This is a genomic window from Psychrobacillus sp. (genome assembly GCF_032154225.1).
In the GTDB taxonomy this organism is placed as follows: domain Bacteria; phylum Bacillota; class Bacilli; order Bacillales_A; family Planococcaceae; genus Psychrobacillus.
The window spans coordinates 714,767-731,501 of record NZ_JALDYF010000001.1 but is presented as its reverse complement, the minus strand read 5'-3'; the positions used below and the strand labels follow the sequence as shown (position 1 = coordinate 731,501).

Genomic DNA, 16,735 nt, shown 5'->3' with positions numbered 1-16,735 from the left:
GTAAAGGTTTCACGTAAATGGTAGCACTAAAAATAGTAAGACAATCATTGTAATATGGGCCAAGATGATAAGTGGCATACTTTTCTTCCACTCGTATAAAGCACCCAAAATAAGGCCGATAACGAAAGCTCCAAGCATACCTAACCAAAAACCACTAAAAAGTAACGAAAGGCCAAATAACATGGAACTTGCAACAATAGCATAAAAAGGCGAAAGCCAGCGTTTTAACTGTTGCTGAATGAAACCCCGCCAAAATAATTCTTCTCCAGGCGCTATTATAAACACTAGTAATAAGTAGTTCCAAAGTGATGTAGGACCAAACTTTTGGAAAAAGCGATCTACAGTAGTTGTAGAAAAGCTAGGAACAAGCTCTAACGCTTTATATCCCGCTGCAAGTACTCCATATAGGAGTATTCCAAAGGCGATTCCATATAACAGATACTCTAAAGTTTTTACCTTATCTTCAATTTTAGCGTAATAGAACACTAATGACATGAGAAAAAGGATCGTAAAAGTGTAAAAATACCAAAAAACTTTTTCGTTTGAAAAAGTTACCCAAGTAAGTGCATAAGCAGTTAATAATGCTGGGATTAGTAACCAGTTGGGTGATTGTCGATTCATAAAAAAGCACATCCTAATAATTTTATCAAATTCTCAATGGCTTATATCCAACATCCACAGAGATAAGTAAATTAAGTAAAAAACCGTTCTTCTATTATGAGAAGAACGGAATGACGTTTATTCTACATTGCTATATAATATTCTATAATGCTTATGATTAATAACGGTTTTTTCTTCCATAGCTAATTCTTCGAAATTTTCCATGTAAGTCAAATTAACGATAACCGAATTATCATAAACTTTTTCAACTATACCTTGAAGACCATCTTTAAACTCAATAATATTACCTATCTCTGCAATTTGCATAGATGACCCCTCCCTTTAAGAACTTGATACAATACAGTTTGCCTTAAAAAAAGGTCTACGTAAAGTATTTTAACTACAAGAAATACATTTTTGAAAAAGAAAGAAGTGATTCGGATGAATTCATTTGAAGAAAAATTAAACTTATTACAAAATGGTGACATACAATCATTGGAAGTGTCGAAAAATGACTTTCTTGCATTTAGAGAAGTATTGATCAAAAGACAGGATTTTAAACACTTTTCTGGAAGTGCGGCACAAGGAGGACATGTTATTTATACATATTTAAGTGTCGAAAGAAGCTAGTTTGTCGTCTTTTGTCGATAATAAATATGATTAAATAAGGAAAATAAAATGTATACTAAATGGAAAGCATTTAATGTGTGGGGGCGGATAGTATGCTGGAATCGCTTTTGAGGCGAGTGGAGAGTACAAGGGAAAAAATGATTCAATCTGCATTAGAAAATGGAGTTTTAGATCAAAAGACTATTTGTTTAAGTACGGAATTAGATACACTATTAAATGAATTTCAATTTTTAGAGGATGACAGAGACGTTTAACGATCAAAAAGGGGAATATGTTCATGCAAAAATTAAAATTACTTCAAGAAGAATTGAATAAATCGATTATTGGTAGAGAGAAAGAAATCGAATTAATGTTAATGGGGTTATTAGTTCAAAGTCATGTATTACTTGAAAGTGTACCTGGTTCAGGAAAAACAATGATGGCAAAGACGTTTGCAGAAGCGATTCAAGGGGAATTTAAACGATTGCAATTTACACCCGATGTACTGCCTTCAGATGTAACAGGAATCAGCTTTTTTCATCCACGACAGCAAGAATTTATTTTACGAGTTGGACCTGTTATGAGCAATATACTTTTAGCGGATGAGATTAACCGAGCTACACCAAGAACGCAATCGAGCTTACTAGAAGCGATGGAAGAGAAACAAGTAACGATTGACGGAGAAACGATTAAACTGCCAACTCCTTTTATGGTTATTGCAACGCAAAATCCAGTAGAATCTCAGCAAGGGACATTCCCTTTACCAGCTGCGCAACTAGATCGTTTTTTATTTAAATTAACAATAGACTATCCTTCCATGGAAGAAGAAAGAATTATATTAAAAGAATTCGGTCGTTCTCCTGGGGAAGTGAAAACGACTCCAATTGTTACTTTAGAAGAAGTGCAACAATGGTCGGAGCAAGTGAAAGATGTACAGGTTCATGATGATATTATGACGTATATTATTCGGATTGTGCATGAAACGAGAAATCATCCATACATAGAGCTTGGGCTCAGTAGCAGAGCATCACTCGCGTTGTTACAAGCGGCTAAAGCAAGTGCTTTTATAAACAATAGAACATATATAACGCCAGATGATGTGAAGAAAGTGGTGGGGCCAGTATCTTTGCATCGTATGAAGCTGTCTTCTGAAGGAATGCTTATTCATGAGCTTTCGGAAGTTATGAAAGAAATAGTAGATTCGATTGAAGCGCCAGTAGAGGCGAGTGTTTAATGATTTGGTCTCGGCAAGATTTTGGAATGAGAAACACGAAAATGTACGTTCAACTACTCGTCGTTTCTTTTTTGATAAGCGTACTTTTAAAGCAGTATGTATTTGTTGCTGTTATTTTTTTATTGTTAATGGTCGGATTTATGCAAGTTTATTATTATCGGAATGTCGGAAAAAAGCTGGAATTAGTGAACGTAAAGAAAAGAGTTCGTTTAATGAAAGGTTCTGCTAATTTTTTTGAACTTACTTTCGAAAATAAAGGCTTACCAATATGGAATAGCCGCGTAATCATTGCTTTTCAAACTGCCGTTGCACCAATCGGGACGCAAGTAAATACAACTCATTTACACGAGATTCGCATTCCACTGTCTATTGGCTATAAAAAAAGAATAACGGTGAAAGTTCCAATTGAAGGAGTTCAACGGGGCATTTCGAAAATAAAGGAATTAGAAGTACAAATACCACATCCTTTAACGGCAGGCTCTGTTATTTTACATTATCAACGCCTTATTCTAGTGGATGCAATTGTATTTCCACAGATTAATAAAATGCAAGAAACGCTTCTTCCATCAAAATTTAAGCAAGGAGATTTAGAGTTGTCTTCATCTCTTTTCGACGATCCTTTTTTCCCGATTGGAACAAGAGAATATGTTCCAGGAGATCAATTTCATCATATTCATTGGAAGGCTAGTGCAAAAATGCAGCAGCTACAAACAAAGGTGTTTACAAAAGTGGCAAATGTTTCTGTATTGTTCGTCGTAAATGTTGTGGAAAAGTATAGTGTTGTTGCGGACTTTGAGGATAAAATTGAATGGCTAGCTTCGCATATAGATGCTTGTTATAAACAAAATATTCCTTTCGCATTCGCGATTAATATACGCACGTTTGGTAAGACGCCGTTTGTCTTTCTGCCATCTGGAAGTGGAGATGCACATCGTATAAAGGCGTTAGAGCTTCTTTCTATTTTATCGAAAAATGATAGTTTCATACCTTTCGAGAAAATTATTACGTACTTAGAGTCGCATGAGGACCTGCCTGTTGCCATTCATATTATGACACATCGTCTAGAGCAATATAAACCCTTACTTCAGCACTGGGAGGAGCGTACGAACGTTATGTATCGCTCTGAAGTGCAACAAGGAGGGAATAATAGAGATGAATGATACTCGCTCTATACATGTACAAATACAATCATTTGGTAACTATTTACAAGATATATGGATTATTGCACTAGTACTCGTCGTATTTCAGCATGAAACAACTATGTCATTGCCATTTGTTTGGATTGCTTTGCAAATAGTCATCACCATTTTGCTGCAAGTGATTTATAGCAAAATGGGACCAAATATTTTCATCGCATTCATTGTACCAGCAGTTATTCTCTTTTTACTATTTAGTGTGGACGCTTCTTTTTTGCTTTATATCATTTTATTGGGTGTATCAAATTGGCGTGCGTATGTAAGATATAATACTGTGCAAAATGAAGTGGAGCTTGATAGCGGTTTTACATTACTTCTTTTTGCTACTTTTCTATGTGTGTATTTTTTTCTTTTTTTCATGAGGTATGAAGATTATAGTGCGCCACTTTTTATACTTTTAGTTAGTGGAGTTTTGTTTTTTGCTGGCATACGGATGTTTACGATTCGTATGAGTTCAAGCAAATCGTCTATGCTGAAATTATTTTCGGGATATTTGGCAGGTGTTTTTGCACTATTTTCGTTAAGTTGGATTGTTTATATCGTTATTGATGATATTCGTGAACTATTTGATGTGCTCATTGAATTGGTTGTAGGAGTATTGATCATTCCATTTGGACCACTCATTGAATATTTAATGGCTGTTGTAAATGGATTAAGTATTCAACAAGTAGAACTTGGAGATCGAGTGCCCGTAGGACAATCATCTGAAATTGAGCAAAGGGATACTATTTCGGAAGGAGGCGCAGTTAACTTTCCTTTTGAATGGCTTGTATTTGCACTAATTGCTGTCGTCTTAATTGTTTTAATCGTGCTAATAATGAAAAGAAAACGAGAAAACTTTCAGGTAGAGTTAAGTAATATACAATACGAACGTGAAGCAATAATTACGGCAGAAAAAGAAAAGAAACAACCGGACCCATCTTTTTATGAAGTTGAAACCTCTTTATTGAGAGAGCAATATATACAATTTGAACAGGAAGCGAAAACAGTAGGATTCGAACGAGCAAAAAGCGAAACAGTTCGAGAGTGGTTTGGAAAAATGGATTGGTCTGTCGACGAACAGTTTTTTTGTATTTATGAAACAGTGAGGTACGGAGGTCAGTCAATCGAATCTTCTAAAGCTGAATTGTTCATCCAAACATTAGAAATGACAAAAACGAACTATTTTATCAAAAAAGATGTTTAAAAATTGGACAGATGGGAATAGTAATAAAGAACACAGCAACATTCTCATTTCCCCCTTTTTAAGGACCATCCAAAAGTATATGGATGGTCCTCTTTTTTTGATACAATGTAATTAGTAAAAATGGATTGTGGGGGAGTTAAATTGGCAGAGAACAGAAAAGTTGGTTTTATTGGAACAGGTGTAATGGGAAAAAGTCTTGTAAAACATTTGCTTAATGCAGGGCTTGAGGTAATTTTTTACACAAGAACAAAAGAAAAAGCAGAAGATTTAATAACACTTGGGGCGACATACGCACATAACCCGAGTGAAGTAGCTAAAAATGTACATATTTTGTTTACAATGGTTGGTTATCCATATGATGTGGAAGAAATCTATTTCGGTGAAAATGGTATTTTTAGAGTGGATAATGAAGGGCTAATTGTAATTGATATGACAACTTCGACACCAACGCTTGCACAAAAAATAGATAATGCTGCAAAAGAAAAAGGGATGTTATCACTCGATGCCCCTGTTTCTGGAGGAGATATTGGTGCTCAATCAGGTAAGCTTTCGATTATGTGTGGAGGAGATCAAGAAACTTTCGATCAAGTGCTTCCATTTTTGAACTACTTCGGAACAACAATTGTATATCAAGGTCCCGCTGGTGCTGGTCAACATACAAAAATGTGCAATCAAATTACAATAGCTTCTACAATGATTGGCGTTTGTGAATCACTTGCATATGGAAAAGCAGCTGGTTTAGATTTAGAGCAAGTTTTATGTTCTATTTCAACCGGAGCGGCTGGTTCTTGGTCATTAAGCAATTTAGCCCCAAGAATGATTGTAGGAGATTATGAGCCCGGTTTTTATATGAAACATTTTGTAAAAGACATGGGGATTGCTTTAGACGAAGCAGACAAGATGAATTTAAAACTTCCTGGCTTACAACTTGCGAAGTCCATGTATGATGAGCTTGTTGCTGAAGGATATGAGAATAATGGGACTCAAGCATTAATTACAATATATAAATAATTGTGCGTATACTAGTTATAAACTACTCCTAATATGATACAATCGGATTAATAGATATGTTAATAGAGAGGAAGATTCAAGTGAGCAATCATAAAGGAATTTTACTTGAAAGTGGTACGAATGAGCTAGAAATCGTTGAGTTTCAAGTTGGTACGAATAAGTTTGGTATTAACGTTATAAAAGTGAAAGAAATCATTCAGCCAATCACGGTTACATATATTCCTCATGCGCATCCGAATGTCGAAGGAATTGTTCAGTTACGTGGTGAAGTTTTACCAGTCGTTGATATGGCAAAAGTGCTTGGTTTACAAACGAACACGAGAGATGAACAAGAAAAGTATATCGTGGCGGAATTTAATAAACAAAGAGTTGTTTTCCATGTAGACAATGTAACGCAAATTCATCGTATTTCATGGAATCAAATAGAAAAACCATCTGATATTTATCAAGGTTCTTCTTCTCATGTAATTGGCGTTATTAAACGTGAGGACGAAATGATTTTATTACTCGACTTTGAAAGAATTATTGTTGATATTAATCCAGAGTCTGGTATTAATGTCGAGTCTGTTAAAAAGTTAGGTAAACGAGAACGATCGGATAAAAAAATTGTAATTGCAGAAGATTCTCCACTTTTAAGAAAACTATTGCATGATACTTTAAACGAAGCAGGCTATATGAATTTAGAGTTTTTTGAAAACGGTAAAGATGCGTTAGAGTATTTAGAAGGTTTAGTGAAAGTAACGTCTGATATTGCAGAGCATGTTCAAATGCTTGTAACGGATATTGAAATGCCTCAAATGGATGGACATCATTTAACGAGAAAAGTAAAAGAAAATCCAAATCTTACGAAGCTTCCTGTGTTGATTTTCTCTAGTTTAATCACGGATGATTTGCGTCATAAGGGTGATCAAGTAGGCGCAGAAGATCAAATTAGTAAGCCAGAAATTGCAGAGTTAGTGTTAAAGATAGATAAGTTTATATTGTAGGAGAAGACGGATGCAAAATTCATTGTGCATCCGTTTCTTTTTTTGCAATCTACAATTAAAAAATGAAGGCGCCAAATTTGTATCTTTGGTGGCCTTCATTTTGTTATCATGTCTGTTGATTATCCTATTTCTTGAAGATTTGTGCTAATAGGAAAAAAATGAATACCCTTTAATACTAAAACACACATTTTCGACTTGCATTACGTTTTCATTTGTACTTTAGATAAAGTGGGTTGTAGTAGAGAGTTTCGGCTAGGATTTTCGCTGCGGGGAGGACGCTTTCCGTGGGGCGGGCGGTGAGCCTCCTCGGTCGCTCGTACTCCTGCGGTTACTCGTCGCAAAACTAAGTTTCGCTTCACTGCGGGTTCTCATTTGTCTCGCTTAAACCCACAGGAGTCACCTCCCTTTCGCTTCAATCCAGTAGGGTGGTTACTTAGCTATTTTGCAAGAAGGAACGATTATACTCCTATGTCGAGCAAAATAGACCTACTTAACGATCTAAATAAGACGTACTTTTTTTGTAACTACTATTATTAATCGGTTTCGCATATCTTTGAGAGTACACCGTAGATTGTTTTGGGGAATTCCGGATACTTGGTTGGGGCCCAATATAATCAGTGAGTAATTGTTTTGCCGTTTTTAAATTCATCTTGCGAATGGGGTTTCGATACGTATCATCTAAATGGCCAAGATGAGGTAAATTTTTAAAATCTTCTTTCACGGGTATTGTGTGGAAATAATAGTCTGCGCATTGTATTAATACGGAGGATTGTTGTTGACTATTTTTAGGATTTCGAACAAAATGAAGTCCAACTTTGGTTGCTTTTTCTTCAGCTAACATTTTTAAAAGTGCTTTTTTCTTTAGGTCGTATAATGGTTTATTATCAATTGCTGTTTTTGCATGACGATTGACTGTATAAATTGCTGTGGCTATTTGTTCGGCATCTATAGTGGTTGTCATGAAATCCCCCCTTTTCAAAATTAGTATATTTTCTATATCATACCAATTTTTTGGTGAATTGTATACAAAAATCAAAAAATGACTTCTTGCTTAATTTTAATAACTTAAAAAACTTGTCATATTCTCGAAGTATTGTGGTAAAGTAAGAACAGAAATGGTACCAAAAAGAATTTGCTAACGTACATCTATTGGAGGATTTTATGAATAATTCCGCAAACACAAACCATGCTGTTAGTGAATATTTACTTGATATTTTGCATCAAAATCCACTACAGTTTACTTTCTTATTGAAAGAAGACGATGCAGGTGAATTTTCAATCATATACACAAATGACATTGGAGCAAAAATGTTTACAGATAAATTGCAAAATGCCAAAACATTCTTTTCAGAAGAAGTTTGGAAGCAATTTCATATTTTATTTACATATGACACAGGTGAAAAACAAAAAAAATTTTTAAAACATTCGATTACAATACAAAACAAATTGTATATTTTCGATATTTCCATCGTACAACTAAAAGAAGCAGCGACTCAGGTTTATGGGATATTGATGATGAATCGAACAAAAGAAGAAGATGAAAAAACGGCGCTTATTGAAATGAAAGATAAGTATCTTTCTATTGTGAACAATAATTTAGATATTGTTTTTTCGATCGATGAAAACGGGTTTATTCAGAGCTCGAATTCGATTGCTTTTAAAATATTAGGTTATACGGGGAAAAATTTATTGGAAAAGCCAGTTATAGAACTTATTGAAAGTGCGTCAGTAAGTAACTTTCAGTTAATGCTGAAACGAACATTAAGTGGTTATGCTTCTGAAATGCATGGTTGCTTAATGCAACACCAAAAAGGATATAATCTGCCAGTGTATTTGAAAACAGTGCCAATCTTAGTGGGAGACAGTGTAAAAGGATTTCACTTGATTGTACGAAATACATTAGGTTTGACGAACGATCAAAACCAGTTAAATTATTTAGCATATCACGATCATTTGACTGGACTGTGGAATCGTCGTGCTTTAAAAGAGCATTTACGCGAAAATTTAATGAATGCAACTAGCCGAAACGAATATTTGACGATTATGCGAATTGATTTAGATCGTTTTAAATTAATCAATGAATCACTTGGCTATAATTACGGTGATGAGTTTTTGAAAAAAATTGCAGACCGACTAGGTTTAAATGTGGATGAAACAAGTAGTTTATATAGACAAAGTGGCGACGAATTTGTTTATATTTTAAAAGGCAAAACGAGAGAACAGTCTAGTGACTTCGCTAAAAGTATTTTAGAGGAACTTTCGAAGCCGATTTATTTAAACCACCAAGAATATTTTGTAACAGCTTCCATCGGCATGTCGATTTTTCCTTGCGACGGTTCCCAAATGGATGAGTTACTTATTAAAGCAGATCAGGCTTTATATGTAGCGAAAGATCGCGGAAGAGCGCATTATCGTTATTACCAAGAGCAGATGAATTTATCTTTTCCAAATGAAGCTCTTATGGAATCCCATTTAAGAAGAGCGATTGAAAAAGAAGAGCTCTCCATTCATTATCAGCCGCAGGTGAATCTTGCTACAGGCGAGATCAATTCTTTTGAAGCGTTACTTCGATGGAATAATAAAAAATTCGGTTATGTCACACCGATGCATTTTATCCCGCTTGCAGAAAAGTCGGGAATTATTATGCATCTAGGGGATTGGGTGCTTGAAGAAGTTTGCAAACAGTTGAAATATTGGCAAGAAAAAGGATATCGAGCTGTACGCGTTGCTGTAAATATTTCGCCTAACCAATTCAAACAAGAGAATTTTGCTATTAAAATTCGAGATAAAATTAATAAATACAAAATTAGTCCATGTTCGTTAGAAGTTGAAATTACGGAAAGTGCAATGACCGATATGACGGATACATTAGTTATGCTTAAGGAGTTAAAAGAAATTGGCGTAGTAATTTCCATTGATGATTTTGGAACTGGCTATTCATCTTTAAGTTATTTAAAGCAGTATCCAATTGATATTATTAAAATTGACCAATCTTTTATTAAGGATATGGAAACAGATAAAAAAAATGCAGCAATTGCTACAACGATTATTCAGCTGGCGCATAGTCTAGGTATGGAAGTTGTTGCAGAAGGTGTAGAAAAAGATGTTCAGGTGGACATTTTAAAATTAGCAAAATGTCAAAAAGCACAAGGGTATTTATTTGGTCGACCTGTGCCTATTCAGGATATTAATGAATCATATATGGTAAGCGGAAGGTCGTAAATTTCTTTTAGAGATTTACGGCTTTTCTTTTTAAATTATGATAGAATAATGAGTGAATATTCATTCAATTAAAAGGGGGGCTGCATAATGTTACAAGGAAAAACAATGATCGTTACTGGTGGTTCAAGCGGGATGGGAATGTATATGGCGATGAAATTTGTTGCAGAAGGTGCAAATGTCGTTATTACTGGGCGTGATTTAGAAAGACTAGAAAATGCCAAAAAAGAAATTGAGGCTTATGGAAAAACGATTGAAGTATTTCAAATGGATGTACGAAATCCAGAACATGTGGAAGCGATGGTTGCTTTTACAGATAAAACATTTGGGAACATTGATGGTTTAGTAAATAATGCTGCTGGAAATTTTATCGTAGAAACAGAAAAGCTTTCACCGAATGGATGGAAAGCTGTTATTGATATTGTATTAAATGGATCATTTTACTGCTCTCATGCAGTTGGGAACTACTGGATAGCGAAAGAAAGCAAAGGGGCAATATTGAATATGCTTGCAACATATGCTTGGGGAGCAGGAGCTGGTGTGGCTCATTCAGCAGCTGCAAAGGCTGGAGTAATGTCATTAACGAGAACACTTGCAGTAGAGTGGGGATCTAAATATGGAATTCGTGTCAACGGAATTGCTCCAGGCCCAATTGAACGAACTGGTGGAGCAGAAAAGCTTTGGGAATCAGAAGAAGCGGCGAAAAGAACATTAAAATCAGTGCCACTAGGGCGACTTGGAAAACCAGAAGAAATTGCAGAGCTTGCTGCTTTCATCATGTCTGATAAGGCCACTTATATGAACGGAGAAATAGTTACACTAGATGGCGGTCAATGCTTGAACCAATTCCCGTTTTAAAAATGTAGAGAAGATGAAAGCGATTTCATAGTTTTTTCTATCCTTCGTATGCTATGATAGACTTATAGGTTTCGTAGTTTTTTCATGTAAACGAAGGAGTAGAATGCAATGTTATCAGTAACTAGTAAGGATTTTTTACAAATTCCGATTAAGGAATTTATTATTTCAGCAGAAAAAGTTGCGCATGTCCAATTAGGGAATAATGCGGAACATGCTTTATTAGTATTAACAAAAACAGGTTATTCTTCTATACCAGTTTTAGATATAAAATATAGACTGCAAGGGTTAATCAGTGCTCAACAAATTACAGATGAAATTTTAGGCATGGAGCATATTGAATATGAACGATTACCATCATTAAAAGTAGATGAAATTATGAAATCAGATGTAGCTGTCATTCATATAGAAGAAAAGTTCCAAAAAGGTTTGGATTTATTAGTGAATAATCCTTATATATGTGTAATAGATGATGAACAAACATTTTTAGGAATTTTAACGCGAAGAGTTATTTTAAAACAAATGAAAAAGTATTTATATCAATCACAAGTACAATAGAAAATGCGGAAGCGCCTATGTCTGCCCCGGAAGACAAATGGGGAAAAGCGAGGAGGCAGTTCCACAGCCACCGCAGATTATTCACATTTGACCCGAGGGGCTAGGCGCCGAAGCTAAACAATTACTAAGTAGGAAAGCAAATACATTCTTATCAGTCAATAAAAGGCCTTTGTATAAGGTTTTAAGGAGCCGTTGCAAGTGACCAGTCACTTACAATGGTTCCTTTTTTAACGCTATTTAGTGTCGGGCTATTGGAAGCCTTAATCCTGTTTTCTATATAAAATGCGTGCTTAGTGAGCTTCCGCTGGGATTTTCGCTGCAGAGAGGACGCTTTCCGTGGGCCTGGCGGTGAGCCTCCTCGGTCGCTAGCGCGCCCTGCGGAGTCTCACCTGTCCCGCTTCACCGGAGTCGCCTCCCTTTCGTTTCAAACCACTAGGGCAGGTTATTTAGTTAGAGTAAAAGCCCTATTTTCGCAAGGTGAAACGATCATACTTCAATGGCGAGCAAAATAGACCTTCTTAACGAACAGCTATTATACCCTTGCTGTACTAGGTAATTAGTGTTTCGTTATTTATACAGGTTATTATTTTATGGAGATTTGGGCTTATCTATAAAAAGTGACGATTAATCTCCAATTTAGCAAGGGCAATTTTCGATCTGCACTTTTTCAATGCTGTCTATTTGCATTTGCCTCAAGATTTGCCACGCTTCGTATTTTGGTTGGAAAAGAAAGCTTTCATTTACTTTCTCTTTTGTAAGAAATAGTCCCTCCATTCTATAATAAATAGCAAGCTCCATTGGATTGAAGCGAAAGGGCTGGCGACTCCGGCGTTAAAAGCGTTTGCCGAAGACCCTGGACCGAGCGCATGCGATGGAAGCGGCTGAGGCAACGCCCGCGGAAAGCATCCACCCCTGCAGCGTAAATCCTAGCGGAAACTCTTTACTATGGTGTTTTTGAAAAGTATGTAAAAAAAGGAAGAGGTAAAAAAATGACGTCTGATTTTCTTGTTATTAAAGTGTTAGCAGAGGAACAAAATATGCGAAAAGCGGCAGAGCGGTTGTTTTTATCACAGCCAGCTTTGTCATTAAGATTGCAATCAATTGAAAAAGAGTGGAATAGCAAATTATTTCTCCGCTCACAAAAAGGATTAACTCCTACTCCAGAAGGAGAAATAGTAATCGAATTTGCGATTAAAATGATACAGGAAAGAGAAGAAACGTATGAAATGATCCAATCTTTATCGTCTAAAGTACATGGGACATTGAAAATTGCTTGTGCTTCTATCGTTGGGCAAAATTGGCTGCCGAAAGTATTGAAGGATTTTGTTCAAACGTATCCAGAAGCAAAGATTTCATTGCTTACAGGATGGAGCTCTGAAATTGTTAAGTCTTTATATGATGGAGAGGCTCATATTGGAATTGTCCGAGGACAAACAGATTGGAAAGGGCCAAAAGTGCATCTTTTTCGTGACACGCTTTACTTAGTAGACAAAGAAATGACTTCGGTTGATGATGTTTTAACAACGGACAAACCGTTTATTCAATTTAAAAGTGATTCCAATTATTATCAAGAAATACAACAATGGTGGCAAAAACATTTTTCGACAAATCCAAGAAGACAAATTATTGTTGATCAAATAGAAACATGTAAGCAGATGGCTTTGAATGGTATAGGGTATGCAATTCTTCCATCCATCACGCTAAACGGACATGAAGAAGTAAATAAAATACCATTAACGAATCAAGAAGAACAATTTGAGCTAACACGAGATACTTGGTTAATAGGTTACGACTCGGCCTTTGAGCTTCCGCAAGTGGAGGCATTTGTAAGTATTGTTAATGAACACGCAAAAAAGTTCCAATAAGTCAGAAAGTAAGGAACCTAGATTGTTTATTAACGTACTAATACATATAAGAACAAAGGAGGACTACATATGCGAATTCGAAAGTTTGCGTTGGTTATCACGGCATTAATCATATATTTTACAATACTGCCAACGATGGATGCACTAGCTGCACCAAATTTGCAAGTCAAAGTAACGACTGGTTTTAACGGAAAAGCAAAATATGGAGAAGGTTTGCCGATCACAGTAACGGTAGAAAACAAAGGAGATGCATTTACCGGGGATCTTGTATTCGATATTATTGAATCGTATAACTTAGGAAATGGGCAAGTAATTCCTTTTGAAATTGGTGCTGGAGAGACGAAAACAGTGCAAATTGCAGTAGCTGGATTGACCGAAGATTATATGTATCAAGGGTCAAACGCTCAAACAATCCACTTTTTTGAAGGTGGTTGGGAAAAAGGAAAGTCAATTGATTTTAAAGGAACAAAAAATTTAAAAGCAAGTTTTATAGACCCGAATACCATTTTTTATTTTACTTTAACGAATAGCGCAGATCGCTTGAAAGTGTTAAACCAATTAAAACAGCCAAACCAATTAAATGATGAAGTAATTCATATTGCTCAATTGAATAACTTCCTATTTCCATCTGATGCAATAGCTTGGAAAATGGCGGATTATATTATTATTGACGAATTCGTATTAGCTGATTTGGAAGAAATACAGCAACAAGCACTGATTGATTATGTAAGTGCTGGTGGTTATATCATTGTAGGTGCTTCTGATAATACGGTCGCTGAATTAGGAACGCTAGGAGCGTATTTACCGCTTACTTTTCAATCAAGTACAACAAGTTTATCACCTGAACTCCTTCGTGCTGTTACAGCAAATAATACATTATCGAATAATTTAACTGTTTACGATGCTTCTTTAAATGAAGGAGCAACTCAGTTATTAAATATGGATGGAACTCTTTTAGCTGCAAAAAAACAGCTAGGGAGTGGTGCAATTATTCAAACAAGCTTTTCACTAGGAGATGATCCTTTAGCGAAAGATCCTGTCTATAGCGATTTAATGTCTACTGTTTTACAAGCAGTAGGTGTGAAGCCATCAAGTATGATGATGTATGGCAACAATAGGAAAGACGAACTTGTTTATGGACTTGGATCGACGAATTCATTATTCAGCTCTTTTAAAGTGTCTACCCCTTTAATGATAGGTATTGTCGTAATTTATATGCTATTAATTGGTCCTTTGCTTTATATTATTTTAAAAAGAAAAGATAAAAGAGAGTATGCGTGGGTGTTTATTCCGCTTATTTCGATCATTGCTTCTGCTGCCATTTTTGGCTATGGCGCAAAAGATAGAATCGCTCGACCACAAGTTCAGCAGTCTTCCTTTTTATATGTAAATGAAGACAATAGCTTGAGTGGTTATTATGCACAATCGCTTTTAAGTAATAGAAGTGGTGAATTTTCATTTGAGGCACCAGTATCTACTACAATGATTGCACAGAGATCAACGAATTCGTTAACTGGACAGTCTGCAAATGTATATGAAGATATTATGCTAGAAAAACATGCATCGAATAGTGAACTTACTTTTAGAGATGTAGGCTACTGGTCTGTTTCGTCTTTTTATGGAGAAACGCAATTGCAAGATGTAGGGAAAATGGATGTTGATATTCGAGTAGAAGCAAGTAAAGCGATTGGAACGATTAAAAATGATTTTCAGTTTGCCTTGAAAAAAGTGTCGATTTGGTCGGGAAGTAAACTGATTGAGCTAGGAGATTTACAACCGGGAGAAAAGTTAGATGTCAATAAAGAACTAGGCTCCGTCATGTTGCTACCTACTGTGAATCCATATATGAATAGTGGATATGGATACGGCAATATTTCCAATACAAATACACCAGTAGATTTAGTGGAGCAAAGAAGACAGTCGCTACTTGGGTCTAGTCAAGTATTTAATCAGGCTGGAACGAGCCCGGTTATTATTGCTTATGCGGAGGACAATTTAATACCAATTGAGCTTAAAGACAAAAAAGTAGAAATGTCAGCAGAGCATTTAATCATTCAACCTTTTAAAGCGGATGTTATTTTTGCAGGAGATTTTGTATTACCAGCGACAATGTTTACGGTCAATTTAAATACAGAAGAGTTCGGCAAGTATATGGAGCCAGTATCTCCTGCTAATTTAGAGTGGCATTTAGATGATGGAACATACAATGCCTATTGGAAAATCCCAGATACAATTCCAATGGATGAAGTAACTTGGACACAGTTACAAATAGCAAATACAGATAGAAATTCGCAAACGATTGAAATTTGGAATGTGAAAACAGCGGCATTTGAAGAAATTGCGGAAAGCCGAGTTACGATTGATGAAAATATTCAAGATTATGTAGATGCGGACGGGGTCGTTTACTACAAACTGCATAAAAAAGCGATTCAAGGAGATATGTATACTAAACTTCCGGAAGTACGTTTGAAAGGAGAGGTTTCAAAATGATTGAAATCAAAGGACTTACGAAAAAATATGGTTCTTTTTATGCTTTAAATGATTTAAATCTAACGTTACAAGAAGGAACGGTATTTGGGTTTGTTGGTGCTAATGGAGCAGGGAAATCCACTACTTTCTCCATATTGGCAACTCTTCTTCAGCCTACTGCTGGTGATGCATTTATTAATGGAAAAAGCGTGAAAAAGGATGCACATGAAGTGCGCAAGTTAATCGGCTACATGCCTGATTTTTTTGGTGTGTATGACCAATTAAAAGCAAATGAGTATTTGGATTTCTACGGAGCGAGCTATGGAATTTCTGAAGCAGAAAGAGAAATTTTAATCCCGCAATTATTAGATTTAGTTAATCTTACGCATAAACGCTATGAATATGTAGATCTTTTATCAAGAGGGATGAAGCAACGATTATGCTTGGCTCGTTCACTTATTCATGATCCCAAAGTACTTATATTAGATGAGCCAGCGTCAGGACTTGATCCACGTGCACGTGTAGAAATGAGAGATATTTTAAAGCAGCTGAAGGGAATGGGGAAGACGATACTTATTTCTTCTCATATTTTGCCAGAACTTGCTGAAATGTGTGATGAAATTGGCGTAATAGATGGTGGAAAGTTAATCGCCCACGGTTCGGTTGCAGAAATTCAATCACAATTAGCTGGAGAAAGAATAATAACTGTAAAAATAAAAGGATTATTAGAAAATGCATCGACGTTTTTTGAAGAAGATCCGTTCGTATCGAAAGTAGAAATGAATGACGAAAAAAATAGTATTACATTTAAATATCGTGGTTCAGAAGAGGACCAAATTGAGTTGCTGAAAAAAGCGTTAGATCATTCGTTGCGTATTATTTCCTTCTCAGAAGCAGAAACAGATCTTGAGGATGTCTTTATGGAAATTACGAAAGGAGCGAAATAA

General features: G+C 35.8%; 16 protein-coding genes. 13 read left to right on the top strand and 3 right to left on the bottom strand.

The genetic code is table 11. The features are described from left to right. Nucleotides 1-9 precede the first annotated feature (9 nt). Both RUH95_RS03705 and RUH95_RS03700 read right to left on the bottom strand, forming a co-directional pair. Nucleotides 10-621, bottom strand: a complete 612-nt coding sequence (locus RUH95_RS03705; RefSeq protein WP_313891466.1) for a CPBP family intramembrane glutamic endopeptidase — start codon at nucleotides 619-621, stop codon at nucleotides 10-12. A 117-nt stretch (nucleotides 622-738) separates the two neighbouring features. Further along, nucleotides 739-927, bottom strand: coding sequence for a YkvS family protein (locus tag RUH95_RS03700; protein ID WP_313891465.1), 189 nt, complete (start codon nucleotides 925-927; stop codon nucleotides 739-741). A 90-nt stretch (nucleotides 928-1,017) separates the two neighbouring features. On the opposite strand from RUH95_RS03700, the gene RUH95_RS03695 reads away from it, so the two are divergent. From RUH95_RS03695 to RUH95_RS03665, 7 genes are all read left to right on the top strand, one after another. Further along, nucleotides 1,018-1,230: a hypothetical protein gene (locus tag RUH95_RS03695; RefSeq protein ID WP_397469472.1), complete on the top strand. Its 213-nt coding sequence runs from the start codon at nucleotides 1,018-1,020 to the stop codon at nucleotides 1,228-1,230. Between the two features lie 92 nt (nucleotides 1,231-1,322). After that, nucleotides 1,323-1,484, top strand: a complete 162-nt coding sequence (locus tag RUH95_RS03690) for an aspartyl-phosphate phosphatase Spo0E family protein (protein WP_313891464.1) — start codon at nucleotides 1,323-1,325, stop codon at nucleotides 1,482-1,484. A gap of 23 nt (nucleotides 1,485-1,507) precedes the next feature. Then, entirely contained in the window at nucleotides 1,508-2,443 is a 936-nt protein-coding gene (locus RUH95_RS03685; protein ID WP_313891463.1) for an AAA family ATPase, read from the top strand. Then, complete coding sequence (locus RUH95_RS03680; protein WP_313891462.1) at nucleotides 2,443-3,603, top strand: DUF58 domain-containing protein; 1,161 nt, start codon at nucleotides 2,443-2,445, stop codon at nucleotides 3,601-3,603. The genes RUH95_RS03685 and RUH95_RS03680 overlap by 1 nt, the downstream gene beginning before the upstream one ends. After that, nucleotides 3,596-4,825: a hypothetical protein gene (locus RUH95_RS03675; protein WP_313891461.1), complete on the top strand. Its 1,230-nt coding sequence runs from the start codon at nucleotides 3,596-3,598 to the stop codon at nucleotides 4,823-4,825. Before RUH95_RS03680 ends, RUH95_RS03675 begins: the two co-directional genes overlap by 8 nt. 120 nt (nucleotides 4,826-4,945) lie before the next feature. Continuing rightward, nucleotides 4,946-5,836 carry an NAD(P)-dependent oxidoreductase gene (locus tag RUH95_RS03670; RefSeq protein WP_313891460.1) on the top strand — a complete coding sequence of 297 codons (891 nt, stop codon included), beginning with the start codon at nucleotides 4,946-4,948 and terminating at the stop codon, nucleotides 5,834-5,836. Nucleotides 5,837-5,916: 80 nt separating this feature from the next. After that, nucleotides 5,917-6,822 (top strand): chemotaxis protein, encoded by a 906-nt coding sequence (locus RUH95_RS03665; protein WP_313891459.1) that lies wholly within the window; start codon nucleotides 5,917-5,919, stop codon nucleotides 6,820-6,822. Between the two features lie 490 nt (nucleotides 6,823-7,312). Here RUH95_RS03665 and RUH95_RS03660 read toward each other — a convergent pair whose 3' ends face one another. After that, nucleotides 7,313-7,783 carry a YkyB family protein gene (locus RUH95_RS03660; RefSeq protein WP_313891458.1) on the bottom strand — a complete coding sequence of 157 codons (471 nt, stop codon included), beginning with the start codon at nucleotides 7,781-7,783 and terminating at the stop codon, nucleotides 7,313-7,315. 200 nt (nucleotides 7,784-7,983) lie between these two features. On the opposite strand from RUH95_RS03660, the gene RUH95_RS03655 reads away from it, so the two are divergent. From RUH95_RS03655 to RUH95_RS03630, 6 genes are all read left to right on the top strand, one after another. Further along, nucleotides 7,984-10,044, top strand: coding sequence for a sensor domain-containing protein (locus tag RUH95_RS03655; RefSeq protein ID WP_313891457.1), 2,061 nt, complete (start codon nucleotides 7,984-7,986; stop codon nucleotides 10,042-10,044). Nucleotides 10,045-10,131: 87 nt separating this feature from the next. Further along, complete coding sequence (fadH, locus tag RUH95_RS03650; RefSeq protein ID WP_313891456.1) at nucleotides 10,132-10,899, top strand: 2,4-dienoyl-CoA reductase; 768 nt, start codon at nucleotides 10,132-10,134, stop codon at nucleotides 10,897-10,899. Between the two features lie 108 nt (nucleotides 10,900-11,007). After that, on the top strand, nucleotides 11,008-11,454 hold the full coding sequence (gene cbpB / locus RUH95_RS03645; RefSeq protein WP_313891455.1) for a cyclic-di-AMP-binding protein CbpB: 447 nt from the start codon (nucleotides 11,008-11,010) through the stop codon (nucleotides 11,452-11,454). A gap of 989 nt (nucleotides 11,455-12,443) precedes the next feature. Continuing rightward, nucleotides 12,444-13,319, top strand: a complete 876-nt coding sequence (locus RUH95_RS03640) for a transcriptional regulator CcpC (protein ID WP_313891454.1) — start codon at nucleotides 12,444-12,446, stop codon at nucleotides 13,317-13,319. Nucleotides 13,320-13,388: 69 nt separating this feature from the next. Next, entirely contained in the window at nucleotides 13,389-15,809 is a 2,421-nt protein-coding gene (locus tag RUH95_RS03635) for a hypothetical protein (RefSeq protein WP_313891453.1), read from the top strand. Further along, nucleotides 15,806-16,735, top strand: a complete 930-nt coding sequence (locus RUH95_RS03630) for an ABC transporter ATP-binding protein (RefSeq protein WP_313891452.1) — start codon at nucleotides 15,806-15,808, stop codon at nucleotides 16,733-16,735. Before RUH95_RS03635 ends, RUH95_RS03630 begins: the two co-directional genes overlap by 4 nt.